The organism is Streptomyces morookaense (assembly GCF_013030945.1).
In the GTDB taxonomy this organism is placed as follows: domain Bacteria; phylum Actinomycetota; class Actinomycetes; order Streptomycetales; family Streptomycetaceae; genus Streptomyces; species Streptomyces morookaensis.
Window position 1 is genome coordinate 25564 of sequence record NZ_JABBXF010000044.1, and the last position, 24839, is coordinate 50402.

A 24839-nucleotide genomic window follows, 5' to 3' on the forward strand; every position below is an offset into this window, starting at 1 on the left:
AAGGGTGCGGGGAGCGCAGTTCACGGCGCACGGGTGATCAGGGGGCGGACGGAAGAGCGATCCGCAGAGCCGTTACCGAGGGTGACGCGAGGGTGTGCGGCAAGAGGACAAACCACCCAAACCGTGGGTGTGGCGGGCAGTACGAAGCCCCCGATCACGGGGGAACAACCGGGGGCTTCGTGTCCGCAAGCGGCCCTCGGGGGCCGCGTATTGAGAACGTAAGTCCTGTACGGCCCCTCGGTCAAGCCGAGTTGAGGGAGCCGGCGGGGATTGGCCGGACGCCGGGGAGGGAGGGATCGGAGGATCGTCACCGAGCGTGAGGAGCACGGGGGTTCAGCCGGTGGCCATGGGTCCCGGCAGCAACTCGTACCCCCCTGTGCACTGCAGCACCAGGAGTTCGGCATACGGGCGCGAGGGGTCGGCCGCGAAATGTCTGCGCTCCGCTCGCTTCCAGCCGTCCCAGAATTCGGCCTGTGCGGGGCCGTCACGGAGTTGACCCCGCGCCCAGGAGCCCTCGTGGTGCAGTTCCATCCACAACAGGCGGGCGAGAAAGGGCCGCAGGGCGCTGCGGCCTGCGCCCACGCCCTCGACGATCACGACCGGGGCGGGCGCGAGCGCCTGTTCCGGCCCGGCGAAGCGGCGGGCCGTCCAGTCGTAGGCGCGGTAGTGCGCCGTCTCGCCGCGCGCGAGCGGGGCGAGGATCCCGTCCCGGAGCCGGTCCGTCCAGGCGAAGAGCTCGTCGTGGGTGGCGAGGTCGTCCAGGTGCAGCACGGGGGCGCCGCCGAGGGCGGCGGAGAGGTGTGCGGCGAAGGTGGTCTTGCCGGAGCCGGCGTGGCCGTCGACCGCCACGAGGCGGACGGGGCCGAGCGAGGGGGGCAGGGCTTGCAGCCGGCCGGCGAGGGCGGGGAGCGGATCGTTCACCGGGTCACCCTACGGGTGGGGTTCGCCTGGGCGGTGTGTCGGCTGCGGGCCGGTGGGGGCTGGTCGCGCAGTTCCTCCCCCAGCTACCGCTGGGGGTCCCCCCAGAGGTGCCCCCAGCGCCCCTGACGGGGCGCCGTGGTGGCGGTACACGGGCCGGATGGCCCGATTGGTGTCCTGCGGCGCAGGGGAAAGAACCACACGTCCGACTTCCCACGACTGGGGGCCCACCTGCCATGTCCAGCAGAGCCACACCCCGCCGAACCGTGCTCGCCGCCGCCCTCGCGCTCGCCGCCGCGAGTACGCCCGTCGCCACCGCCGCGCCGCGTGCGGAGGCCTCCGTCGACTACCGGGCCTGGACCACCTATCCCCAGTGGGCCGGCGGCAGAGGGGCCGGTACCCGGGTGCTCGGTGACGGGCGCCCGGGGCTGTGCATCGCCCATGCCCTCGGCACCCGGACGTACGCGGATCCCCACACGCACGTCACGGCGGAGTGGGAGTACGCCACCTGGAGCTCCCCCGTCCACACGCTCCCCGCCCCGGCCACCGAGATCGTCGTCTCCTGGAACGCCCACGCCCCGGCCGGCACCTGGCTGCAGGCCGAGCTGCGCGCCGCCTACAACGACCGCACGCAGACACCCTGGTACGTCATGGGCCGCTGGACGGCCGGTGACGGGACCGGTGACATCCGGCGCACCTCCGTCGACGGGCAGAGCGACCGGAAGAGCGGCGTCTCGACCGACACGCTCGCCGTGAGCGATGCGTCGAGCGGCCTGCGCCTGGTCTCCTACGAGCTCCGCCTCACCCTGTACCGCAAGCCCGGCACCACGCTGACGCCCACCGTCTGGCGGCTCGGCGCCATGGCCTCCGCGGTCCCGGACCGCTTCACCGTGCCGGCCTCCCGGCCGGGCGAGGGTGCGGGGCACCGGCTGACCGTGCCGCGCTACTCGCAGGAGATCCACAAGGGGCAGTACCCGCAGTACGACAACGGCGGGGAGGCCTGGTGCAGTCCGACCTCCTCGCAGATGGTCCTCGAGTACTGGGGCCGCAAGCCGTCCCCCCGGGACCTCGCCTGGGTGGACCCCTCCTACGCGGACCCCCAGGTCTGCCACGCGGCCCGGTTCACCTACGACTACCAGTACCAGGGCTGCGGCAACTGGCCGTTCAACGCCGCCTACGCGGCCACGTACCACGACATGCAGGCCGTGATCACCCGGCTGCGGACGCTGAACGAGGCCGAGCGGCTGGTGCGCGCGGGCATCCCCGTCATCACCTCGCAGTCCTTCCTCGCCTCCGAGCTCGACGGCGCGGGCTACGGCACGGCCGGCCACCTGATGTGCGTGACCGGATTCACGCGGTCCGGGGACGTGGTCGTGCACGACCCGGCGGCGAAGACCGACGCCGAGGTCGAACGGGTCTACAAGCGGCGGCAGTTCGAGAACATCTGGCTGCGCACCAAGCGCCGCAACGCCCAGGGCCAGGTCAGGAGCGGGTCCGGCGGCGTCTGCTATCTGTACTTCCCCACCCGGGTCTCCCCGGCCCAGCGGCGTGCGCTGGCGTCGGTGGGAGTGCGCTGAGCGGGAAGCGGTGCGGCACCCTCCGCGGAGGGTGCCGCACCGCATTCGGCACCCCGGAGGTATTGCGCATCGGGTCTTTATGTGATCATTTATTTGCGATCATTGCTTGCAGCGGCCAACGATGTTGTCGATAGCGTGATCGTTTGTGCAGAAACGGGCGCAGGAGGCGGAAGGTGCACGATGGCCGAATGCGGATCGCGCATTTCCGTTTCACACTTCCCTTCGAACGTGTGATCAGTAGCCTCCTGTCATCACCCCTCCGATGAGCTGGAGAGACAGTCTGATGGAGCGCCGCCCGACCGGTCCGAACCGCACAACCGGTTTGCTCTTGGGCGACCGGACCGGGCATGACGACCGGCTCCGGCGCTTCGCCGCGATCTGGAGCCGGGCGCTCCATCCCACTGCGGAGACCTCCCTCACCCGCACCGAGTTCGAGAACCAGCTGCTGCCCCTGGCGGCCACGCTGCGCGACGCGCTGCACGCCCGCGTCTTCGACGCCGGGCCCGCCACCGAGGTCGGCACCGCGCTCGTCCGGGCGCAGTGCACCGACCCCGAGGTGCTGCCGCTCGTCCTCGGCGTCATCGACGCCTACCTCGTGCTGTACTGCCCGCCGGGCCCCGCCGTCTCCCCCGAGGAGAGCCGCGCCCGCTGCGCCCGGCTGCAGCACGCCGTCGCCGCCGGCTTCGCGCGTGCCCTGCACGAGCGCACCGTCGCCGACCAGCAGGCCGCCGCCCGCCTGGCCCGGGCCGAGGCCGAACAGGCCCTGCGCTCCAGCGAGGCCCGGTTCCGCGCGGTGTTCGAGGGAGCGGCCGTCGGCGTGGGCATCGCGGATGTCGACGGCCGCATCATGGACGTCAACGACGCACTGATCCGCATGTTCGGCGGTCTGGACCGGGGGGTCGCCGGCCGCAACGTCGGCGAGCTGGTGCACCCCGACGACGAGCCCGGCGTCTGGGGCCTGTACCGCGAACTCGTGCGCGGCGACCGCGACTACTACCGCATCGAGAAGCCCTACTACCGCGGCGACGGCAGCGTGCTGTGGACCGACATGTCCGTCGCCCTGCTGCGCGACGCGGCGGGCCGGCCGCAGTACCAGCTCGCGCTCATGGAGGACATCACCGAACGCCGCATGCTGCACGAGCGGTTGCGGTACGAGGCCACGCACGACGCCCTCACCGGGCTGCCCAACCGCACCCTGTTCTTCGAACGCCTCGACCGGGCCCTGGAGACCGGCGCGGAGGATGCCCGCTTCGGCCTCTGCTACCTCGACCTGGACGGCTTCAAGGCCGTCAACGACAGCCTCGGCCACGCCGTCGGCGACCGGCTGCTCGTCGCCGTCGCCGAGCGGCTGCGCTCCTGCGTCTGCGGCCCCGGTGAACTCGTGGCGCGGCTGGGCGGCGACGAGTTCGTGGCCCTGACCACCGGCCCGGCCGCGGACACCGACGCCACGGCCGTCGCCCGCCGGATGCTCGCCGCGCTCTCCGGACCCGTCATCGTGGACGGCCGCGAACTCGTCGTGCGCGCCAGCATCGGCATCGTCACCGGCGCCGCGGGCGAGTCCGGCGCGGCCGAGGTGCTGCGCAGCGCCGACATCACCATGTACCGGGCCAAGGCGGCCGGCGGCAACCGCTACGAGACCGCCGACGCCGACTCCGACGCCCGAGCCATCGTCCGGCACAGCCTCACCACCCGCCTGCCCGTCGCGCTCGACAACGGCGAGTTCTTCATCGAGTACCAGCCGCTGGTCCGGCTCGACGACGGCACCGTGCGCGGGGCCGAGGCCCTGGTCCGCTGGCTGCACCCCGTCCACGGCGTGCTGGGGCCCGACCAGTTCATCCCGCTCGCCGAGAGCACCGGCCTGATCGTGCCGCTCGGCCGCTGGGTGCTGGAGCAGGCCGCCCGGCAGGCCCGTGCATGGGGCGGCGAACAGGACGGCCGCGGGCCGCTGCGGGTCAACGTCAACCTCTCGCCCTCCCAGCTGCGCTGCCCCACCCTCGTCGCCGACACCGTCGCCGTCCTCGACGATGCCGGGCTCGACGCCTCGGCACTGTGCCTGGAGGTCACCGAGAACGCCCTCATCGGCGCGGACGAGGAGGAGCTGCACACCCTGCGCCGGCTCGCCGACCTCGGCGTCGACATCGCCCTCGACGACTTCGGCACCGGCTACTCCAACCTCTCCTACCTCCGCCGGCTGCCCGTCAGCACGCTCAAGCTGGACCGCTCCTTCACCCGCGGCATGCAGCAGGCGCCGGCCGACCCCGTCGATGTGAAGATCGTCGAGGGGATCGTCTCCCTCGCCCACACGCTGGACCTGTCGGTGACCGTCGAGGGGGTGGAGACCGGCATCCAGGCCGAGCATCTGCGGTCGCTGGGCTGCGAAACCGCGCAGGGCTGGTACTACGCGCGTCCCGGGCCGCCGGAGCGGCTGCATACGCTGTCGCTGGCCGATGCCGCGTCCTGAGCGCCCGGCCCGTCCAGCAGGCGTGCCTCCTCGTCCGTCAGCAGGCGTGAACGGATGAGGAAGCGCACCCCCTCCGGTGCCTCCAGCGAGAAGCCGCTGCCGCGCCCCGGCACCACGTCCACCGTGAGGTGTGTGTGGCGCCAGCGCTCGAACTGCTCGGCCGACATCCAGAACCCGGTCGGCTCGGCCACGCCCTCGACGGCCAGCTCCGCGAGCAGCACGTCGGAGCCGCCGGTGCGGAACTCGCCGCGCGGGTAGCACATCGGCGAACTGCCGTCGCAGCAGCCGCCGGACTGGTGGAACATCAGCGGGCCGTGCTGCGCACGCAGCCGGCGGAGCACTTCGGCTGCCGCCGGGGTGATCGCTATGCGGGACACGGGGGAGGGGACGTCCTCATCCACGGCATGCGCCTCCTCGATGCGGTTCCGGGTGCCTGCGCCCCGTCGATGACCCCGACTGCGGGCGCGTCTTGGTTGCTCGCGCAGTTCCCCGCGCCCCTTACGGGGCCCAGCCTGACCCACCCCGCCCCCCGAACGCCAGAGGCATACGCGTCACCGCACCGCGTACAGCCCGTCCAGTTCCGCGGCGCGCAGTGCCCGGTAGTCGGCCTCGATCCGGTCGGGGTCGTCGTGCAGCAGGTAGCAGACGCCCGGCGAGGTGGCCGAGTCCACGGTCGGTGTCAGCATGTCACCGACGCCCACGCCCAGTTGAAGCCCCGCGAAGGACTCCAGGCCGCGGATCCCCTCGAAGCCCGCCAGGGAGGTCACCCGGCCCGACACGGGCGAGATCAGCGACACGTAGCGCATGTGCGCCTTGAGTTCGGCGGGCCGGTCGGCCCATGTCCGGAATCCTGCGGGGTCCGACAGCGCCTCGGCGGTGAGGTCGACGTGGTTGGTGCCGAAGCAGCGGTCGACGACCTCGGGCAGGATGGAACCGGCCAGCCGCGCCCCGCACTCCACCAGCACCGGCCCGTGCTCGGTCAGCATGATCTCCGAGTGCGCCGGGCCGTGCCGCACACCGAGCGCGTCCAGGACGCCGAGCAGGTACGGGCGGATCAGCCGGGCCGCGGGGTCGTCGTCGGGCAGCGGCTCCTCGTAGTCGTAGACGGCCGCCCCGCCCCGCCCCGGCCGCTTGTGGTAGCGCCAGATCTCCGCGACGTGGTGCCGGCCGTGCACGCTCACGGAGTTGGCGAAGTACTCGGTGCCCGCCAGGAACTCCTGGACGACCACGGTCCGGTTGGCCGTCCCCATCAGGCTGCGGGAGTTGAGGATGCGGGAGAACGCCGTGCACATCTCGACCGTGTTGGCGCAGAAGAACACGTTGTCCGTGCCCGCGCTGTCGGCGGGCTTGACCACCAGCGGCCACCGGTCGTACGCCTCGGCCCAGGCGCGGGCCGCCTCGAACCGGTGCGTGCGCAGGGTGTCCGGCGCCCGCAGGCCGTGCCCGCGCACGGCCATGGCCATCTCGTACTTGTCCCGCCGGACCCGCCCCGCGTCCACCGCGTTGCCGGGCAGGCCCAGCCGGTGGGCCAGCGCGTCGGCGAGGTCGACGCCCGTCTCGGCCCCCGCCACCACGAACGCCGGGTCCCGCCGGGCCAGTTCGGCCACGAGCCCGTCCAGGTCGCCCCGGTGCACCAGGGAGTCCTCGGGGGCGAACGCCCCGGACGGGAAGGTCCGCAGATAGAAGCCGGGAACCGCCGTCGAGCTCTGGACGTGGGTGCAGGTCACGCCGCGCCGCGCCAGCGCGGCCGGCAGGTACCTCCCGGTCGAGAACGCATCAACGATCACGCAGTGCATGTGTGTTGTCACCCTTCTCCTGTACCACCGTCGGCTGTCGTTCCCCGCGCCGAGCCAGCAGGCCCGCCCCGATGAGTGCCGTGATCACCGCGATGCCCACGGCCGAGGACGGGGAGAACGACAGCCGCGGGTCGGCCATCTGCAGCAGCAGGGTCATGGCAGGGGCCAGCGAGATGATCATCGAGGCGGTCATCGGGGTCACCCTGCGCACCCCCAGCTGCACCAGATACGCCGGAACGGCCACTCCGATCACCGCCACCACCAGCCCCGGCAGCACCGCCCGCGGCAGCTCGCCGGAACCACCCGCCCCGGCCAGCACCCAGCCGCCCACCGCCACCGCGCCGAACCGCAGCCCCAGCACCGTGGGCACGTCCAGGCCGGACGCGCCCAGCCGCGCCGAGAACACCACGTTCGCGGCGGACGCGGCACCGGAGACCACCGCCGCCAGCACCCCCAGCAGCATGGGCGCCAGATCCTGCGCACCCACCCCGCTGCGCCCGGCCAGCGACAGCCACACCAGCACCACGAGCGTCGCCAGGATCCCGCACGAGGACACGACCTCGCCCGGCAGCACCCGGTCCCGCCGCCACCACACCGCCTGCAGCACCACCGTGCAGGCCGGGCCGACGGCGATCGACACGACGTTGGCGATCGCGGGCTCCATCAGCTTCAGCGCATACAGCAGGGTCAGCCAGGTGACGGCCGTGGAGAGGTTGAGCACGGCCAGGTCCCTGCCGTGCTCGCGCACCACCGCCACCAGCCGCGCCCACCGCAGCCGGACCAGGGCCGCGGTGCAGAAGACCGCGCCCGTGGCGGTGAAGGCCACGGCGGCCACGCTGCCCGGGTCCACCCGCTGCAGCCGGTCGCCCGCGAACACGTCCACCAGCGCCGAGAGCGCACTGAACACGAACAGCGGTACCACACCGCCTCCTTCGCTCCGTCAGGCTCCGGGACGGGGCCGGGGCCCGAACACCGCGGAGCCGACCCGCACCATCGTCGCGCCCTCGGCGACGGCCGTCCCGAAGTCCGCGCTCATGCCCATGCTCAGCTCGGCCAGGCCGTGTTCGGCCGCCAGCGACCGCAGCAGCCGGAAGTGCGGCACCGGGTCCTCCCCGGCCGGCGGGATGCACATCAGCCCGGTGAGCGGCAGTTCGCAGACGTCCCGGCACTCCTTCACCAGGGCCGCCAGCGCGGCGGGCGCGACCCCGCCCTTCTGTTCCTCCGCGCCCGTGTCCACCTGGATCAGGCAGCGCGGCCGCCGGCCCGTGCGCTCCATGGCCGCGGCCAGACCCGCCGCCAGCCTCGGCCGGTCGACGGAGTGGATGACGTCGAAGATCCCGACCGCGGCCGCGGCCTTGTTGGTCTGCAGCGACCCGATCAGATGCAGCTCCGCATCCGGGCAACGCTCCCGCAGCGCGGGCCACTTGGCCTGTGCCTCCTGCACCCGGCTCTCCCCGAAGCACCGGTGCCCGGTCGCCAGCGCATCGAGGACGGCCTCCGCCGGGTGGAACTTGCTCACGGCGATCAGCGCGACGCCGTCCGCCGGCCGCCCGGCCCGCTCGCAGGCCTCCCGCAGCCGCCCGGCCACCGCGGTCAGCCGCTCTCCCGGCCCCGTCACTGCGTGCGCTCCCCGGTGGCCTCGTAGTCGCGGTACTTGCCGTCCCAGATGCTGAAGTATTTCCACGCCGCGTCGAACAGGACGGTGACCACGACCTGTTCCGGCGGCAGCGTCCGCGCCAGGCGCTGCGCGGCGAAGATGTTGCCGCCCGCCGTGGGGCCGGTGAACAGGCCCTCCTCGGCGATCAGGCGCTTCATCGTCGTCCAGCCGTCGTCGCCCGTGATCAGCTCGACCTCGTCGACCAGCTCCTCGCGGAGGTTGGACGGTACCTTGCCCGGCCCCAGCCCCATCATGTTGTGGGCGTGGTGCTCGAAGGGCAGGCCCTTGCGCTTGGCGTAGAGGGCGGCCGAACGGTCCACCTCCACCGCGGTGGTGACGATGTCCGGGTACTCGGCCTTGAGGACGTCGGCGATGCCGGTGAACGTGCCGCCCGTGCCGACGGAGCAGATGAAGTGGTCCGGTACGAGCCCGCGTTCCTTCATCCCGGCGACGATCTCGTGTCCGCAGCTGCGCCAGGACCGCCAGTTGAGCTCGTTGGTCGACTGGTCGAGGAAGTGGCTGCCGGGGTGGTCCGCGATGTACTGCCGCGCGGTGTCCTCGCTCTCCAGGAGGAAGCCGTCCTGCGAGGTCTCGATGATGGTGGCGCCGAACGTCTCGATCTGCTTGCGGCGTTCCTCGGTCATGCCGGCCGGCATGATGATGGCGATCTTGTATCCGCGGTCCCTGCCGACGCGGGAGAGCGCGGCCCCGCCGTTTCCGGTGGAGCATTCGACGAGGGTCATGCCGGGGCTGATCCGGCCCTCCTTCTCCAGCTCGTCGAGCATGTAGGAGAACACGCGGTCCTTGTGGCTTCCGGTGGGGTTCATGAATTCGCACTTGGCGAAGATCCGGGCGGCTCCCGGCTCCGCGAGGTGCGTCAGCTCGTGGAGTTCGGTGGGCTTGACCGGGCCCTGGTGGCTGGGCATGGCTGGGGGTTCTCCTTCGGCGGTTCGGTCGGGGCGCGTGGGGCGGCGGTGCGTCAGTCGAGTACGTACGCGCGCTGGGAGGTGTCGTCCACCGCGATCCTGACGAGCGTCCTGACGTCGATGCCGAAGCGCTTCTCGACCTTCTCCCGGCCGCCGTTCTGGGGCTTCTCCACGGCGACGAGCACCTCGGAGACCGTGGCGCCCGCGGCCTGCACGGCCTCCACGAGGGCGATGAGCGTGCCGCCGGTGCTGATCGTGTCGTCGACGATCGTCACGCGGTCGCCCGGCTCGATGCCGTTGACGTACAGCGTTCCGCTGAAGTACTCGCTGTCGATGGGCACCGGGATGGAACTGTGCCCGACGGCGTAGGTGTACCAGCGGGCCACGGCGAGCGGGAGACCGGCCGCGAGGGAGACGGCTCCGCCGAGTATCGCGCCCTTGTCCTCCTCGACGAGGATTTTGTCGCTGTCGAACTTGCCGAGTTCCACGAGCCGTTCGGTGGCCTCGCGGAGAACCTCGGGGCGCAGGGCGGGTATCTGGTCGGTGAATTCGTTGACCGTCGTGCGGTGCTTTCCGGAACGAACGGTGGGGGCATCCTGATAGACCTGCTCGAGCAGCATGCGCACTCTCATTTCGGCGTGGGGCGAGAATGCCTCTTCTATCAGTCGCGCCCGTGCCGGCCGAGTGTGCGAAAGAGCCCCTTACGTCAGTGAACCGGCCCCTGACCTGCGGCAGTTGGGCCGATGCCGAGGTCGGGGGCCGGTCGATAGTCTGTCAGGTCCGGGGGCGGGGAGGTCAGGCCTCCTCGCCCTGTTCGGCCGTGCCGGCGGGCGGATGGGGAACCCGGGGCGGTGCGGGCGGTGCCGGAGGAGGAGCCGGGGGCGCCGGGGGTGCCGACTTCGCGGACCCCGTCAGATAGGCGGAGACCACCACGTTGGCCGAGTACTCGTGGTGGGCGCGGTCGTAGTCGCCGCCGCAGGTGATCAGGCGCAGTTCGGCGCGGCCGGCGCTGTGCGGCCCGTAGACCTTGTCGTCGTCGAAGTGGTTCTTGTCGACGAGGGCGACGTCCTCCACGGTGAACCGGGCGGTGGTGCCGTCGTTGCGGCTCACCGTGATCGAGGCACCGGGCTTGAGGAAGCGGATCTCGTAGAAGACCGCCGGGGCCTTGTCGGTGTCCACATGCCCGACCAGGATGGCGGCGCCCTCGCTGCCGGGCTGCGGGCCGCCCTGGTACCAGGACACGGAGTTGGGCCTGTCGTACGGAGGTGTCTCGACGCCGCCGCGCGGGTCGAGGCCATGGCCCTCGATGGGGGCCTGCAGACCGATGGCGTCGATCGCCAGCTGTTGGGGGCCGGCCCCCGGCAACGGATCGCGTGCCGGGGGCAGGCCGGTGCGCGCGGGGGAGCGGGCCGCGGCGGCGTCACCGGTCCGCGGAGCCGGTGATATCGGCTCCTCGGCGATGTCGTGGCCGCGTAGCCACAAGGCCAGCAGCAGTGCCGTCCAGGCCGCTCCGGTCAGCAGGCGGCCGAAACCGCCTGTGCGCGCTTCTGACATGGTGCCGGTTCGCTTCCCGTCACCGCTTGGCCGCGGCGCGGCGGCGGTTCCAGATCAGACCACCGGCCAGGGCCACCGTGGCGCCGCCCGCGAGGACGAGCGTCGAGGTGTCGGGAGAGGACTCCGCGGCCGGGGTGATCGCGGTGGCGCCACCGCCCGCGTGGTTGTGACCGTGCGGACGGCTGTTGTCCCGACCGTGGTCGTGATCCCGGCCGTGGTCGCGGCCGTGGTCGCGCCCGTGGTCCTCACCGCGACCGTGGTCGTGGTCCCGGCCGTGGTCCTCACGCCCGTGGTCCTCACGTCCGTGATCGCGGCCGTGGTCCTCACGCCCGTGGTCCTCACGGCCGTGGTCCTCGTCCCGGCCGTTGTCGTCACGGCCGTGGTCCTCGTCCCGGCCTTCGTCGTCACGGCCGTTGTCACGGTCGTGGTCGCCGCAGCCGTGGTCGCAACGATGGTCCTGGGGCGCCTGGACGAGGCGGGCCTCGGCCTGGGCGGGACTGAGGGCGTACGCGGCCGGGGCCGCGCAGAGGGCAACTGCCGTCAGAGTTCCACAGAGAGCGGTACGAATTGACTTCATTGGGTGTACCTCCTTCGCTTCAGAGATTCACCCGCCGCTCCGCCCGGAGCATCTGCTGCGTAGTCCTACTGCTCCATTCGGTAAGGAATCAGGGCCACACGGGGGAGCGCCGCGCGGATATCCGCGGGATCCGGGGCGGCTTCGGATATATGGGCCGCCGGTCGCCGGCCCATCGGACACGCCCTAGCGCCGTTGCCCGCACCCCGGGCAGAACGCCGCGCCGTCCGGCAGCGGCGCCTTGCACCCCGCGCACGCCGACTGCTGCGCCAGCTCATGGCCGCAGCCCATGCAGAACCGGCCGCCGTGCGTCTCGGTGCGGCACTGCGGACACACCAACTGCCGGGGCGTCTGCGCGTCGTGCTCCTGGCCGCGCCGCTGCCCTTCGGCGTAGGCGCGCTGCGCCACGAGATCGTTGAGCCCGCGCTGCTGCGCCGCCATCATCTCGCCCGCGGTGTCGGGCGCGCAGTGCAGGCAGAGCCCCTGTTCGGGGTTCCAGCAGCGCCCGCACACGTACGAGGCGCAGCGCGCACAGCGGTTGAAGTGCCCCTCGGCCGCGGTGACGGCACGCCGGAACGCGGTGTCGCGCGCCTTGCCCCAGTGGGAGCCCGCCAGCCCGTCGGCGGCGGTGGACACCTCGCCCACCACGGACCCGAGCAGGCCGGATGCCGCCCCGACCCCCTTGCTCAGCCAGCCCGCCAGGCGCCCGCCGCGGTAGGGCTCGAAGGGGGAGCGCCAGGTGTCCTGGCAGCGGGAGCAGTAGAACTCGAACTGGAAGCCGGCTTCCGTGCCGTACTGGTGGCACATGTCGTGGTAGTTGCCGGCGAAGTAGATCTCGGTGCCGCTCACCGTGTGCTCCCCCGTGGTCGGTTCTGCGCTTCGCAGCGGATGACGCCGGGGCGGCGTGGCCGGTTCTGCTCGCGCAGCCGGTTCTGCTCGCGCAGCGGTTCCGGGTGCGCCCCGTCAGGGGCGCGGGGAACTGCGCGATCGGCCACGACGCACCCGCAGCCGACGTCCCGGGGCTTTCGCCCCGGACCCCAGGATGGTGCGTCGGCTGCAGGCCGTCTGTGGCTGGTCGCGCAGTTCCCCGCGCCCCTGACGGGGCGCGTCTGACGGGGTGCGTCTGACGGGGCGCGTCTGACGGGGCGCACCCCTATCGGGGCCCGCGCCGGTCCAGGCGCAACGGCAGCCGCCGCGGCCGGTGGAAGGCCGCCAGCGGTACCGGTCGCGTGTCCGCGCCCGGCACGCTGTGCACGGTCCGGCCGGCCGCGATCGTGGCCAGTACCAGGACGCACTCCGCCACCCCGAAGTCGTCGCCGATGCACTTGCGCGCCCCCGCGCCGAATCCGAGGAACGCCCCGCGCGGCAGGGCGGCCGCCCGGTCGGCCAGCCAGCGGTCCGGGTCGAACTCCAGGGGACGGGCGTACGCACCGGTGCGGCGGTGCACGGTGGTGGGCGCGATGACGACCGTGGTGTCCGGCGGCAGCCGCCGCCCGGCCAGTTCGGTCTCCGCCGAGGTGACCCGGGTGAACAGCCAGCCGGGCGGATGGAGCCGGACCGTCTCGTTCACGACGCGTGCGGCGAAGGGGAGCCGGGCGATGTCGTCCCAGCGGGCCGGCCGCCCGCCGAGGACGGCGTCGGCCTCGGCCTGGAGCCTGCGTTGTTGCTCCGGGTGCTCCGAGAGCAGCTGGAGGGCCCAGGTGAGGGTGGCGGCGACGGTCTCGGTCCCGGCGGCCAGCACGGTCACGACCTGGTCCTGGATCTCGGCGTCGGTCAGACCGTCACCGCCCTCCGTGTCCTGGGAGGAGAAGAGCACGGACAGCAGGTCGCCCCGGCCGGCCCCGTCGCGCCGGTAGGCGGTGACGATCCCCTCGACGGTTCCGTGCAGGTGGCGCAGCGCCCGCCGATGGCGGACGTTGGAGGGGAGCGGCAGGCGGCGCACGGCAGGAGGCATGAACATCTGCCGGAAGAACCCGCTGAAGGCCGTCTCGAAGGACTGCCGGATCTCCTCGACCACGGCCTCGTCCACATGCGCGGCGAAGAGGGTGCGGGTCACCGTGCGCAGCGCGAGGGCGTAGAGCACGGGGTAGGCGTCGACGACCTCGCTGTCCCCCCAGGAGGCGGCGAGCGCGGCCGTCTCGTGCTCCATGACCGCCGCGTACGCCTTCAACTGGTCGTGATGGAAGGCGGGTTGCATGAGGCGCCGCTGCCTGCGGTGGTCCCGGTGCGGGCAGGTGGCCACGCCGTTGCCCGCCATGGCACGGGCCCGGTCGTAGTAGGCGCCGCCCTTGTCGAAGGTGCGGTCGTCGGTCAGGACGTGCCGCAGGAGTTCGGGGTGGCAGGGCACGTAGGCCCGTTCCCGGCCGAGCCTGATCTCGACCAGGTCGCCGTGGGCCGGGAGGGAGGCGAGGAAGGCGGTGGGGTCGCGCAGCAGCGGCCACATGTGGCCGAGGCCGGGGAGCGCTCCGGGGGCGGTGCCGGTGGTGAAGGTGCTCATAGCGCCTCCTGTCGCGGGGTCACGGGGCTGCTTGCCGGTGCCGGTACCGTGCGCAGTGGGCCGACCAGTCGACGTTGGCGCGCATCCACGCCTTCATGCCGTCGGTGAACGAGGCGAGTGCCGTCAGGTCCCGCCCGGTGAGCCCGGGCCAGCTGCTGCACATGCGCTGCAGTTCCCGCTCGTGCGCGTGGAAGGCGTGGATGTCGGCGGCCACTTTGCCGTAGACACGGTTCACCGCCTCCTCCGGAGTGAGGCCGAACTGGCGCTGCAGCACGAGCACTCCGTTGACGCTCTCGCGGATATGGAGTTCCTTCTCCAGCGAGACCACGTCGTTCACCCACACCACGACGTCCGTTGCCCTGGTGAACATGCCGCGCAGCTGATCGGTCTCGTGCAGCAGCGGGGGCACTTCCCGCCCGGTCGCGAATTCGAGGAGATCGAGGCAGGCGGTCACCGACCCGGACGCGCGGCGCAGTTGGACGTATTCGCGGAGCGTGGGAACGCGCCGGTACCGCCGGTAGAGGGCCTCGTAGCGGAACGCCGAGAGGAAGTGCATGGTGTGGGTGAGGAACCGCATCCGCCACCACCGGCTCTGGGTGCAGGCGATGCGCTGCCACACGTGGGCCAGGTGCCGGGCCAGGGGCGGCCCGTCGGGGGCCGGGCCGGGTTCCGGGACGAGCGTGCCGAGCAGCCGCGAGGCGACATCGGCGTCGGCCGCCTTGTCGGGGTCGTGGAGGTCGTCGACGAGGAAGAGCCAGGCGAACCAACCGGCCAGGGGTGCCGCCCGGTCCTCGCGCAGGCCGGGGTAGGCGCGGGCGATGAGCTCCCCGGCGCGCGTGGCCGACAGGCGGTCGCGCTCGGCGGGGCCCTCGGCCCAGGCCATGACCGCGTGGTCGAGCTCGTGTACGAGGGCGGGTGCCGGGGCGCAGGCGGGCAGCCGGTAGAGGACGTGGTCGGCGGGCGGGAAGGTCTTCATGCCGTCGTCCCCCCGGTGCGGGCACGCCGGGTGCGGGCGGGTCGCAGGGCCGGGCCCAGGAGCGTGGCGGGGGACGCCGTCAGGTGCTGGACGTCGAGGAACCGCCGGTACAGGTCCGGGTCGTCCGGGATGCGGCGCAGCAGCCGGTGCAGGAGCCGGCCGGCGAGGGCGGCCGGGAGCGGGGTGCGTCCCGGCCGCCAGCCCAGGTCCAGGCTCGCCGCCATGAGCCAGGGCAGGGTGAGCGTGCGCCCGGCCCGCCGCTGGAAGCGACGGCAGACGCGGGGGAGCGCGGTGGTGCCGTCGAGCGTCCGGCCGAGGAGGACGGCCTGCTGTGCGGCGACGGTCATGCCGTGCCCGTAGAGCGGGTTGAGCGAGCAGAGCGCGTCGCCGAGCACGACCAGACCGGCGGGCCAGGGGCGCAGCCGGTCGTAGCGGTGCCACTCGTTGCCGAGTCCGGCGTAGCGGTGGGCGGGGCCGAGCGGTTCGGCGGTTCCGGTGACCTGGTGGACGTACGGGTTCGCGAGGGCGGCCGCGTAGGCGGCGAAGCCGTCGGGGTCGGTGGGGGCGGTCCGGCCGTCGGCCCCCAGCAGGCAGACGAGCCAGCGGCCGTCCTCGATGGCGACGACGGCGCCGCCGCGGTCGGTGCCGGGCGCGAGGGTGGCCTGCAGGGAGGCCTGCCACGTGAAGTCCGCGGAGGTGTCGCGTTTGTAGAGGCGGGAGACGTACGACAACCTGCCGTCCACGCGCCGGACTTCGGGCGCGGGCAGCCCGGCTTCGGCCAGCCAGGCGGGGAGGCGGGAGTGCCGTCCGGTGGCGATGACGACGAGGTCGGCACGGAGCGTGCCGTGCCTCTCCGTCCGTACGCCCGTGACCCGTTCCCGGCGGGCGTCGAGCGCGAGCCCCGTGACGCGGGTGCCGCCGAGCGGGGTCACCGCCGGATCCTCCAGCACGCGGCGCCGGATGCAGGCTTCGAGGAGCGGACGGCTGAAGGTCTGCAGGACGAGCCCGGTCGGCACCCGTGGTGTCCAGCCCGTCGGGTACAGCATCGGGAACCGTCCGAAATCGGAGACGGGCGCGCCCCTGCCGGTCAACTCGTCCTGCAGGCCCGGGAAGAGCTCTTCGAGAATCTGCGCGCCCCGGGCCAGCAGCGCATGCGGATGACGGCTCTGCGGGGTGCCTCTGCGGTGGCCGGGATCCGGCCCCGGGGTGTCCTGCTCGACGACGGTCACTTCCGTGCACCGCCCGGCCAGCACCCGGGCCACGACGAGCCCTGCGTACCCGCCGCCGACAACCACCGCACGTATGTCCACGAGCCGCCCTTCCGCGCCGGTCCGCGCCGGTTCCGCTCAGTGCGTACCAGGGAACCGGCCCGGCGACGGCGCGTTCAACTGCCACCCGGGGGCGCGCTGTTGGGCGAGGGCGTACGAAGAGGGTCGGGGAGCACAACAGGACGGCAACGGCGAGGCATGTCCAGCCGACCAGGTGTGCAACCGCGGGAGCCTATGGACTGTTGAACATTCCGGCAAGGGGTGCGGAGGCGGAACTACGGCTTTTATCAGGGAATTGCACGGCTATTGAATGAATGTTCGGAACGCCTCTAGGGTCCCGTCCACGGCCGGCCGACGAAGCGGACCGGCTCATCGGCGACACGAGGAGTTCCCATGGAAAACCTGTTTGACCTCGATGTGGAAGAAATCGCCGCACCCTCCTTCGAGGAGACGGGCGCGGCCGACGCCGCCAACTACCCGACCCACGGCGGTCCGATCACCGGCCGCGTCTGCAACCCGGAGACCGGCTGTATCTGCTAGTCGGTGACCGACCACCGGCGGGGCCCCGACCCCGCCGGTGCCGGGATGGCTCGGGCGTGGAGGAAGCGGAGGAAGGGCGTTGGCGGTGCACGAGGAAAGACCCGGCGGTGACGGCAGGAGCACGGCGCCCGCCCTCGCGGCATTCGGCTGCGCCGATCTCGTCCTGCTCCGGGCAGCGGTACGGCCGCCGGAACCGCAACCCGCCGGCCCGGCGCCCATGCCCACCGGCCCCGAGGACGATCTCGCCGTCCTCCGACAGGCCGCCGCCGACACCCTCCTGCGGGAAGCGCTCGCCCTCTCCAGCCCCTCCCTCTCGGCCGTCCTCGACACCGTGGCCGAGGGCCGCACCCCGCGGGCCAGGGAGCTCCGCCGGGCCGCCCGCGCGGTCACGCGCTACCGGCTGCGAATGGGCGGCCGTGCCACCCCCTTCGGTCTGCTGGCGGGCGTGAGCGCCGCCGGCTTCGCCCCCGAACCCGCCGCCCGCTGGGGGACCGGCCACATCAAGCACGTACGGGCGGACATGGGCTGGATCTCCGGCATCGTCGACCGCCTGGAACGCGACCCCGCCGTCCTGGCCCGGCTCCGGGTCACGGCGAACGACCTGTGCACGGTCCGCGGCGACCGGCTCGTCCTGCCCTTCGTCCCCAGAGCGGAACAGGGGCAGTCGCTGCAAGAAGTGACGATCCGTCATACAGAAGCCGTGCAGCGTACGTTCGAGCTCGCCGCCACCCCGCTGGCCTGGAGCGCGTTGCCGGCGCTCCTGCACGACGCCTACCCCGACGCGCCCCCGGCGGCGGTGGAACGGATGCCCGCCGAACTCGTCCGCCACGGCATGCTGCTCACGGACCTCCGGCCGCCGCTGGACGGAACCGATCCCCTCGACCACGTCCTCGGCCTGCTCGCCGGGCACGAGGGCACGTACGCGCCCGACAGCCGCCACATCGTCGCCGAACTCGTCGCCGTCCGTGATGCGCTGACCCGCTACGCGGCCCTGCCCCCGGGAGAGGGGCGGGCGGAGCTGACCGCTGCGAGCGCGCGCATGCAGCAGCTCCAGCCGGGCGAGCGCACGGTGCAGGTGGACCTCGCCCTGGACGCGCACATAGGCCTGCCCGAGTGCGTACGCGACGAAGCGGAAAGCGCCGCGCGGACGCTGGCCGCGCTGACCGCCGGGCGTCCAGGCCCCCACTCCCTGCGCGTCTATCACGCGGACTTCCTGGAGCGGTACGGCACGGACCGGGCCGTCCCCCTGCTCGAACTCCTCGACCCCGAGCGGGGCCTGGGCCTGCCGGCCGGCTACGGACCCGGGCCCGGGCCGGTGACCGGATCCGCTCCGGCCGAGGGTACGAGCGCGCGCGACCGGCTGCTGATCGCCCTCGCGCAGGAGACCACGATGGCGGGCGAGCGCGAACTCGTCCTGGACAACGAGCTGCTGACCGCGCTGAGTGCAGCCGACCCCGACCCCGACCTCGGGCCGCCCCCGTCCTTCGACCTCCTCGCCGAGCTGCTGGCCGACTCCGTCGACGCCATGGCGGCCGGTGACTTCCGCCTGGTCGCCGGCGGTGTGTCCGCGGTGGCGGGAGCGGTCGCCGGCCGCTTCGGGCACGTCCTGGGCGAGGCCGCCAAGGGCGTCGGCGACGTCGTACGCTCCGTTCCCACCCGCAACCCGCAGGCGCTGCGCGCCCAGTTGACCTTCCGGACCCGTACGGGCAAGGCCGCGAACGTCTCCGCCGTCCCGCAGTGGCTCGACCACACCATCAGCGTCTCCGCGTTCACCGACCGGTCCGCACCGCACGCCCTCGCCCTCACCGACCTGGCCGTCGTCGCCGGCACCCGCCGGCTCGCGCTCGTGTCGGTCACCCTCGGCCGCGAGATCGTACCCACCCTGCCCAGCATGCTCCGGCCCGGCGGCAACGCACCCGACCTGGCCCGCTTCCTGGAGGAGATCGGCCGCAGCGGGGACGGCGCATGGCCGGGCTGGGACTGGGGTGCCGCGGACGCCCTGCCCTGCCTGCCGCGCGTCCGCCACGGCCGGACCGTCCTGGCCGCGGCCCGCTGGCGCCCCGCCGACCCCGCCCTGCACGCCCCCGCCACCGAACCCGGCGCATGGCGGCGCCGGTTCACCCGCTGGCGCACGAGGGCGGGGGTGCCCCGGCACGTCGCCTCCGTGTTCGCGGACCACCGCATCCCCCTCGACCTGGACGACCCCGCACACCTGGAACTCCTGCGCCACGAATGGCAGCGCCGCCCGGGCGCGTACCTCCAGGAGCCGCCCGCCGGAGGCGCGTACGGCAACGGCTGGGCCGGAGGCCGGTCCACGGAGATCGCCTTCCCCCTCGTACGCACCACCGCCGGCACGGCCCCGCCCCCCGCCTTCGGACCGGCCCGCCCGAGCACCGTGTACGGCCCCGGCTCGCCGTGGCTGTACGCCAAGCTGTACTGCTCGCCGGAGCGCCAGGACGCCCTGCTCGCACGGGAGTTGCCGGAGTTGCTGGACCGGTTGCCCGAGGGCGTCGACCGGTGGTTCTTCCTGCGCTACCGGGACCCCGCGCCGCACCTGCGGCTCCGCTTCCACGGCACCGGGCTGCTGCCGCGGCTGGGGGAGTGGCACCAGGAGCTCCGGCAGCAGGGCCTGTGCGGCCGCATGGTCATCGACGGATACGAGCCCGAGTGGGAGCGGTACGGCGGACCCGAGGCCATGGCCGCCGCCGAGGCGGCGTTTCAGGCCGACAGCCAGGCCTGCGTGGAACAGCTGGCCCTGATCCGTGCCGGGACGCTGATGGCGGACCCGCGGGTGGTGGCTGCGGCGAACTACGTCGATCTCCTGCACCGCTTCCACGCAGGGACGGGCGACGACCCGCGGAATGCGGCTCTCCGGCTGCTCGACGGGGAAGGCCCCGACGGGCACCGTGCGGCCCCCATGGCCCTCCGGCGCGAGGCGCGCCGGCTCATCGCCGTGGACGGACACTGGCACGAACTCGGCCGCCTCCCCGGCGGAGCGGAGCTGCTGCGCATCTGGGACCGCCGCGGCCCCGCCGTCGCCGCCTACGGGGCACGGCTGCGCGAGCTCGGCGACGCGGCGTGGGGCAGTGGGGCGACGGCCGTTGCGTCGCTGCTGCACATGCACCACAACCGCCTGGCGGGCACGGTGCGCAAGGCCGAGGAGGAGTCGCTCGCCTTGGCGCGTACGGCCGTTCGCGCCCACGTCGACCGGGAACGGGCACGCACGTGATCCGACAGCAGCGCGCGGCGGCAGCCCTGTGCGCGGACATCGCCCAGCGGCTCGCGGACCCCGACCGGGTGCGCGAACGGCTGCCTGAGCCGCCGGACCCGGCGCACGCCATGACGTTGAGCGACGGTCTGCCGGGCATCGCCCTGCTCCACCTGGAAGCCGGTGACGCCGAGGTCGCCCACCGCTGGCTGAGCGAGGCCGTGTCCGGCGCCCGCAACATCCCTCTCGATGCCCCGGGCCTCTACCGGGGCGTCCCGGCGCTGTCGTTCGCCCTGACCCGGGCCGCGCTGATCGCAGGCCGCCCGCTCAAGGCCGCCGACCGGCTCGCGGGCCAGGTCGCGGAGTTCGCCCGGGACCTGGCCGCCTGGGAACGGAGCCGCCGCCCGCAGGACGGCGTGTGCGTGACGATCGGCACGTATGACGTCATCTCCGGCCTGACGGGTCTGGGCGCCCACCTCCTCGACGTCCCGGGCGCCTGGGATGCGTTGGCCGAGGTCCTGACCACGCTCACCGGACTGACCGAGCCGCTGCACCTCGACGGCCGCACCCTGCCCGGCTGGTGGACCGCCCAACTCCGCAACGGCCTCGCCCCGGCCACCCCGCGGACCGGCCACGCCAATGTGGGCCTGGCCCATGGCGTCCCTGGCCCGCTGGCCCTGCTGTCCCTGGCGAGGGAGGCGGGTGTGACGGTGACGGGTCAGGACAAGGCCATCCAAGTCATGGCCCAATGGCTCATGGAGATCCGCCAGTTCACGGACGGCGACGGCCCGTGGTGGCCGCGCACCATGGTCCTGGGCCACGACGGGGAGGTCGTCCCGAAGGACACGACACCCGGCAGACCGTCGTGGTGCTACGGGACGGCCGGCATCGCGCGGTCCCTGTACCTGGCGGGACGCGCGCTGGACGTCCCCGAATGGCGCGACACGGCGGTGACGGCGCTGCGGGCTGCGGTGGCGGACGCCAGGCGGTCCCACGAGACCAGCGCCGCGGGCCGCCTGGAGGACGCGGGCCTGTGCCACGGCTGGGGCGGCCTGCTCCAGACCACGTGGCGCATGGCGACCGACACCGGCGACGGGGCGCTGCGCGCCGCACTGCCCTGGCTGGCGGACCGCATCCTGGAACTGGCGGCGCCGGCCGACCCGTTCGGCCTGGTCCCGCCGGCGCGGCAGGGCACCATCACCAGCGACCCGGCGGGCTTCCTGACGGGCGCGGCGGGCGCGGCCCTGGCCCTGCGGACGTTCGCGACGGACACGGCACCGGTGACGGGGTGGGACCGGGCGTTGTTGGTGGGGTGAGGGGGATCGAGGGGGGTGCTGCTGGGCCCAATTCCGCGAGGACCTGCACGGCTGCGCGCCGGAGCAAGGAGGACCGCAATCTCTACGGCGAGGCTACGGGCGAACTGCGCCCAGGCCCGGAGTCCCCCGCCGGACCGCAGATCGCGCTGCGGCACGCGCGACTGCTGAGCCGGACACTGATCGTGTCCTCCGCGTCGAGCCGCAGGGGCGGTGCGCGGCGGCGCAATCAGGACAGGCATAGACCTTCGCCTCTGTGTGGTCGCCGTACGCGACAGCCACAGGGATTGGCTGCGAGGTGAGCTCCCTGTGCCAGGAACACCAGCGACTGAGGGTGAGTTCACGGAGACTGTCGGGCGGGCAGAGGGCGCTTTGGCTGTCAGGCGGCGTGAGCAACCAGTGTGCACCGGGTGGTTCGGCCTGGTGCGGTGCCGGGACACCGAGGTAGTGGCCTTGGCCGAGCACCTCGGTGCCGGGCTCGTGCCACGTCGTGGCGGTGCCGGGCGGTACGAGGGCGTAGTACCAGCGGCGTGCTGGGTCCGCGATGACCGCGCTGTCGATGCCGGCCGTACGCAGAGCCCGCTCGACGTCGTCGCGCTCGCTGCTGCCTGCATGGTGGTGCACCATGGATGCGGGAAGCCGGACGGCCTCGAAAAGGATGCCGGTGCGCAGGATCGCCGGCTCGCCCCGCAACCAGGCTTCGCGTGCAGTGCGGGGATTGGGCTCACCCGAGACGAGCCACGCTCCTACCCTGGATTCCGAAGTGATCAGTGGGTGCCCACTCGTTGGTGCCTGACTGGGTGAGTTCCGTGGGTGTTCGCTGGTCATGCGTGGATGATGGTTGTGCACGACGAGCCGCTGCCCACGGGGCAGAGCCTCGGTCTGATGGCCTGGCTCGACGAGACGTGCGTACAGTCACAGGCGTGATCAAGGAAAGCGCCGGTTGCCCAAGCCCGACCCGGACAGCGGTGTCGAGGACGTCACGCTGCTCATCATGGAATGGCTCGGCGAGCAGGGCGTCGCGCCCATGCTGCGCGTCGACGTCGAGCGCATGCGTGAACAAGCCCGCGTGGACCTTCGTCGCCGGCGGCGGGCCGTTGCCGCATGCCATAAGGACCGACGGGGTCTCGGCCGGAGAGTGTGTGGGGAGGGCGCTGCACTGCCTGCGGGCGGCTGGCCTGGCCGCCCCCATCTGAGGGATCCGCCGAGGAATCCCCACCCCCACCCCCACGTTGCACTGAACGTGACCACCGCCGCCCCTCCCACCCGGAGCACCGCCCCCACCCCCGTACCCGTCCCCCTCTCCGTCCTCGACCGTTCGCACACCCGGCAAGGCCGCCCGCCGGGCGAAGCGCTCCGCGACACCGTGCGGTTCGCGCAGCGGGCCGAGGAGTTGGGGTACCGGCGGTTCTGGGTGGCCGAGCATCACGGTGTGCCCGGCGTCGCCGGAGTGGCGCCCACCGTGCTCGCGGGAGCGGTGGCCGCGGCGACGCGGCGGATCCGGGTCGGGACGGGCGGGGTGATGCTGCCCAACCACCGGCCACTGGTCGTCGCCGAACAGTTCGGCGTGCTCGAGTCGCTGTTCCCCGGGCGCATCGACATGGGCCTCGGGCGGTCCGTGGGGTTCACGGACGGGATCCGCCGGGCCCTGGGCACGGAGAAGGAGGCGATGGACGGCTTCGGCGCGCAACTGGCCGAGCTGGCCGAGTGGTTCACCGCGGGTGCGCGCGCATACCCGCAGGTGCACGCCCACGTGGCCGAGGGCCTGCGCATACCGGCGTTCGTCCTGGCCAACGACGCCGGCGCGGAGGTCGCCGCCGCGGCCGGAGCGGCGCTCGTCATCGGCGGCCCGAAGGGCAGGGACGGCATGCGAGCCGCGATCGACCGGTACCGGGCGGCCTTCCGGCCGTCCCCCTGGTGGCAGGAGCCGTACGTCGTGGCCGCCGCGAACGTGGCCGTCGCCGCCACGGCCGACGAGGCGCGGCGGCTGCTGATACCGGAGGCCTGGGCGCTGGCCCATTCCCGTACGCACGGCGTCTTCCCGCCGCTGCGGCCCGCCGAGGAGATCGCGGCGCTGCCGATGACGGACCGGGAGCGCGCGGCCTACGAGGCCGGGCTGCGCGGGCACATCCACGGCACGGAGGAGCAGGTCGCTGCGGAACTGGCGACGCTGGTCGCGGACACCGGCGCGGACGAGGTGCTGGTGACGACCGGCTCGTACGACCGTGCCGCGCTGCTGGGTTCGTACGAGCGCCTGGCCCGGCTCAGCGGGCTCACCGGGGCGGCAGCACCCGCGTGACGACCGATTCCACCAGCCGGTCCAGGTCGGCCTCGGGCAGCGCGTCGGGCAGCGTGAGGTGCTCCAGGAGCACGCCGGTCATGGCGAGGTAGAGGACGAGGAAGCTGTCCTCGTCCCCGGGCAGCCCGGCGTCGAAGTGGAAGCGTACGGACTCGTCGTACGCGCCGCGTATGGCGCGGTCGAGCTCGGCCCGGAGCGCCGGGCGCCGGGTGGCCTCGAGGCGGAGCTCCAGCATGGCCAGATAGCCGCTCCGCTCCGTGGACACCCGCTGCACCAGCCACCGCATGAGCTCCGTGACCAGCTCGCGCGAGGGCTCGGGCCGCATGGCCCGGTCGACCTGTTCGGGGTCGGGGGTCATACGCACGTGGATGCGGCCGGCGGTCTGGGTCAGCAGATCGTCGCGGTCCGCGAAGTAGTTGGAGGACGTGCCGACCGGCACGCCCGCCTGGGCGTCGACGGCGCGGAAGGTGAGGCCGCGCGCCCCCTCCCGCGCGAGTACCTCGATGGCGGCGTCGACAAGGGCCGTCCTGCGTTCGGGGTTCCTGGCCATGGGGCCTCCTCGGTCTCCTCGGGCTCCTCGAAAAACCTGCTTGCCCAACCACTACAAGTGAAGCACTATAGATGAAGTGGTTACGGCGCTCGGGAGGTTCCCGGTGCCAACGGGAGGGGACCGCCATGCGCAAGCTCACCTACTTCGTCGCCTGCACGATCGACGGCTTCATCGGCGACCCGGGCGGCGACGCGTCGTCGATGTTCAAGTACGCCACCGAGGAGTTCCTGGAGTACCTCAGGACCGAGTACCCGGAGACCGTCTCGGCCGAGGGCCGCAAGCTCCTCGGCTTCGACGGCGCCGAGAACCGGCACTTCGACACGGTCGTCCAGGGCCGGGTCAGCTACCAGCTGGCGCTGGACGCCGGCATCACCAGCCCCTACGCGCAGATGCGCGAGTACGTCGCCTCGCGCACCCTCACGGCCTCGCCCGACCCGAATGTGGAGCTGATCACCGGCGACCTGGTCGGCCGGGTCCGCGAACTCAAGGCGGAGGACGGCGCGTTGGGTGTCTGGCTCTGCGGCGGATCGCAGCTTGCGGGCGAGCTGCTGGACGAGATCGACGAGCTCGTCATCAAGACGTACCCGCAGGTGTACGGCTCCGGTATACCGATGTTCGGCTCGGACTTCGCGGTCACCGAGTTCACGCTGGACGCGGTGCGTGTGTTCGAGAACGGCGTGGTGGTCAGGACGTACAGCCGCGTGCGATGACGGGCACGGTGGCGG

At 72.9% G+C, this 24839-nt stretch carries 21 protein-coding genes; 7 read left to right on the top strand and 14 right to left on the bottom strand.

Translation table 11 applies throughout. The features are described from left to right. Positions 1-333 precede the first annotated feature (333 nt). Entirely contained in the window at positions 334-921 is a 588-nt protein-coding gene (locus tag HG542_RS19800; RefSeq protein WP_171083301.1) for a uridine kinase family protein, read from the bottom strand. Between the two features lie 233 nt (positions 922-1154). On the opposite strand from HG542_RS19800, the gene HG542_RS19805 reads away from it, so the two are divergent. Then, entirely contained in the window at positions 1155-2495 is a 1341-nt protein-coding gene (locus HG542_RS19805; RefSeq protein ID WP_171083303.1) for a C39 family peptidase, read from the top strand. A 283-nt stretch (positions 2496-2778) separates the two neighbouring features. Next, positions 2779-4956 carry a putative bifunctional diguanylate cyclase/phosphodiesterase gene (locus HG542_RS19810; protein WP_171083433.1) on the top strand — a complete coding sequence of 726 codons (2178 nt, stop codon included), beginning with the start codon at positions 2779-2781 and terminating at the stop codon, positions 4954-4956. Here the strand turns inward: HG542_RS19810 and HG542_RS19815 are convergent. The 12 genes from HG542_RS19815 to HG542_RS19870 form a co-directional block, all read right to left on the bottom strand. Then, positions 4893-5333, bottom strand: coding sequence for a DUF779 domain-containing protein (locus HG542_RS19815; RefSeq protein WP_171083435.1), 441 nt, complete (start codon positions 5331-5333; stop codon positions 4893-4895). The genes HG542_RS19810 and HG542_RS19815 overlap by 64 nt on opposite strands. A 174-nt stretch (positions 5334-5507) precedes the next feature. After that, positions 5508-6743 (bottom strand): ATP-grasp domain-containing protein, encoded by a 1236-nt coding sequence (locus HG542_RS19820; protein WP_171083305.1) that lies wholly within the window; start codon positions 6741-6743, stop codon positions 5508-5510. Next, positions 6733-7674, bottom strand: a complete 942-nt coding sequence (locus HG542_RS19825; RefSeq protein ID WP_171083306.1) for an EamA family transporter — start codon at positions 7672-7674, stop codon at positions 6733-6735. Before HG542_RS19825 ends, HG542_RS19820 begins: the two co-directional genes overlap by 11 nt. An 18-nt stretch (positions 7675-7692) precedes the next feature. Beyond that, the gene (locus HG542_RS19830) at positions 7693-8370 is read right to left on the bottom strand and encodes a YggS family pyridoxal phosphate-dependent enzyme (RefSeq protein WP_171083308.1); all 678 of its coding nucleotides are present in this window, start codon (positions 8368-8370) and stop codon (positions 7693-7695) included. Further along, positions 8367-9335: a cysteine synthase family protein gene (locus tag HG542_RS19835; RefSeq protein ID WP_171083309.1), complete on the bottom strand. Its 969-nt coding sequence runs from the start codon at positions 9333-9335 to the stop codon at positions 8367-8369. Before HG542_RS19835 ends, HG542_RS19830 begins: the two co-directional genes overlap by 4 nt. A 53-nt stretch (positions 9336-9388) precedes the next feature. After that, positions 9389-9955: a phosphoribosyltransferase family protein gene (locus tag HG542_RS19840; RefSeq protein WP_171083312.1), complete on the bottom strand. Its 567-nt coding sequence runs from the start codon at positions 9953-9955 to the stop codon at positions 9389-9391. A 175-nt stretch (positions 9956-10130) separates the two neighbouring features. Then, positions 10131-10889, bottom strand: a complete 759-nt coding sequence (locus HG542_RS19845; protein WP_171083314.1) for a class F sortase — start codon at positions 10887-10889, stop codon at positions 10131-10133. A 19-nt stretch (positions 10890-10908) separates the two neighbouring features. Continuing rightward, entirely contained in the window at positions 10909-11466 is a 558-nt protein-coding gene (locus tag HG542_RS19850; RefSeq protein ID WP_171083316.1) for a hypothetical protein, read from the bottom strand. A 183-nt stretch (positions 11467-11649) separates the two neighbouring features. After that, on the bottom strand, positions 11650-12312 hold the full coding sequence (locus HG542_RS19855) for a double zinc ribbon domain-containing protein (RefSeq protein WP_190076325.1): 663 nt from the start codon (positions 12310-12312) through the stop codon (positions 11650-11652). Between the two features lie 304 nt (positions 12313-12616). Next, complete coding sequence (locus HG542_RS19860) at positions 12617-13960, bottom strand: cytochrome P450 (RefSeq protein WP_171083318.1); 1344 nt, start codon at positions 13958-13960, stop codon at positions 12617-12619. Between the two features lie 19 nt (positions 13961-13979). Further along, the gene (locus HG542_RS19865) at positions 13980-14936 is read right to left on the bottom strand and encodes a terpene synthase family protein (RefSeq protein ID WP_171083320.1); all 957 of its coding nucleotides are present in this window, start codon (positions 14934-14936) and stop codon (positions 13980-13982) included. After that, the gene (locus HG542_RS19870; RefSeq protein WP_171083322.1) at positions 14933-16246 is read right to left on the bottom strand and encodes an FAD-dependent oxidoreductase; all 1314 of its coding nucleotides are present in this window, start codon (positions 16244-16246) and stop codon (positions 14933-14935) included. Before HG542_RS19870 ends, HG542_RS19865 begins: the two co-directional genes overlap by 4 nt. A gap of 351 nt (positions 16247-16597) precedes the next feature. Between HG542_RS19870 and HG542_RS19875 the strand changes: the two genes are divergently transcribed. From HG542_RS19875 to HG542_RS19890, 4 genes are all read left to right on the top strand, one after another. Continuing rightward, positions 16598-16744 (top strand): hypothetical protein, encoded by a 147-nt coding sequence (locus HG542_RS19875; RefSeq protein ID WP_171083324.1) that lies wholly within the window; start codon positions 16598-16600, stop codon positions 16742-16744. An 85-nt stretch (positions 16745-16829) separates the two neighbouring features. Then, complete coding sequence (locus HG542_RS19880; protein WP_171083325.1) at positions 16830-19973, top strand: lantibiotic dehydratase; 3144 nt, start codon at positions 16830-16832, stop codon at positions 19971-19973. Next, positions 19970-21268: a lanthionine synthetase C family protein gene (locus HG542_RS19885; RefSeq protein WP_171083326.1), complete on the top strand. Its 1299-nt coding sequence runs from the start codon at positions 19970-19972 to the stop codon at positions 21266-21268. The genes HG542_RS19880 and HG542_RS19885 overlap by 4 nt, the downstream gene beginning before the upstream one ends. Before the next feature lie 1240 nt (positions 21269-22508). Further along, positions 22509-23564, top strand: coding sequence for an MsnO8 family LLM class oxidoreductase (locus HG542_RS19890; protein ID WP_171083327.1), 1056 nt, complete (start codon positions 22509-22511; stop codon positions 23562-23564). Here HG542_RS19890 and HG542_RS19895 read toward each other — a convergent pair. Then, entirely contained in the window at positions 23539-24114 is a 576-nt protein-coding gene (locus tag HG542_RS19895; protein WP_171083328.1) for a TetR/AcrR family transcriptional regulator, read from the bottom strand. The genes HG542_RS19890 and HG542_RS19895 overlap by 26 nt on opposite strands. Positions 24115-24239: 125 nt before the next feature. Between HG542_RS19895 and HG542_RS19900 the strand changes: the two genes are divergently transcribed. Beyond that, positions 24240-24824, top strand: coding sequence for a dihydrofolate reductase family protein (locus HG542_RS19900; protein WP_171083329.1), 585 nt, complete (start codon positions 24240-24242; stop codon positions 24822-24824). Positions 24825-24839: the final 15 nt, after the last annotated feature.

What these genes read in the sequence shown, in the direction of transcription:
- HG542_RS19805 (WP_171083303.1), top strand. Translation starts at nt 1,155, where the DNA reads ATGTCCAGCAGAGCCACACCCCGCCGAACCGTGCTCGCCGCCGCCCTC.
- HG542_RS19810 (WP_171083433.1), top strand. Translation starts at nt 2,779, where the DNA reads ATGGAGCGCCGCCCGACCGGTCCGAACCGCACAACCGGTTTGCTCTTG.
- HG542_RS19835 (WP_171083309.1), bottom strand. Translation starts at nt 9,335, where the DNA reads ATGCCCAGCCACCAGGGCCCGGTCAAGCCCACCGAACTCCACGAGCTG.
- HG542_RS19840 (WP_171083312.1), bottom strand. Translation starts at nt 9,955, where the DNA reads ATGCTGCTCGAGCAGGTCTATCAGGATGCCCCCACCGTTCGTTCCGGA.
- HG542_RS19845 (WP_171083314.1), bottom strand. Translation starts at nt 10,889, where the DNA reads ATGTCAGAAGCGCGCACAGGCGGTTTCGGCCGCCTGCTGACCGGAGCG.
- HG542_RS19850 (WP_171083316.1), bottom strand. Translation starts at nt 11,466, where the DNA reads ATGAAGTCAATTCGTACCGCTCTCTGTGGAACTCTGACGGCAGTTGCC.
- HG542_RS19860 (WP_171083318.1), bottom strand. Translation starts at nt 13,960, where the DNA reads ATGAGCACCTTCACCACCGGCACCGCCCCCGGAGCGCTCCCCGGCCTC.
- HG542_RS19865 (WP_171083320.1), bottom strand. Translation starts at nt 14,936, where the DNA reads ATGAAGACCTTCCCGCCCGCCGACCACGTCCTCTACCGGCTGCCCGCC.
- HG542_RS19875 (WP_171083324.1), top strand. Translation starts at nt 16,598, where the DNA reads ATGGAAAACCTGTTTGACCTCGATGTGGAAGAAATCGCCGCACCCTCC.
- HG542_RS19895 (WP_171083328.1), bottom strand. Translation starts at nt 24,114, where the DNA reads ATGGCCAGGAACCCCGAACGCAGGACGGCCCTTGTCGACGCCGCCATC.
- HG542_RS19900 (WP_171083329.1), top strand. Translation starts at nt 24,240, where the DNA reads ATGCGCAAGCTCACCTACTTCGTCGCCTGCACGATCGACGGCTTCATC.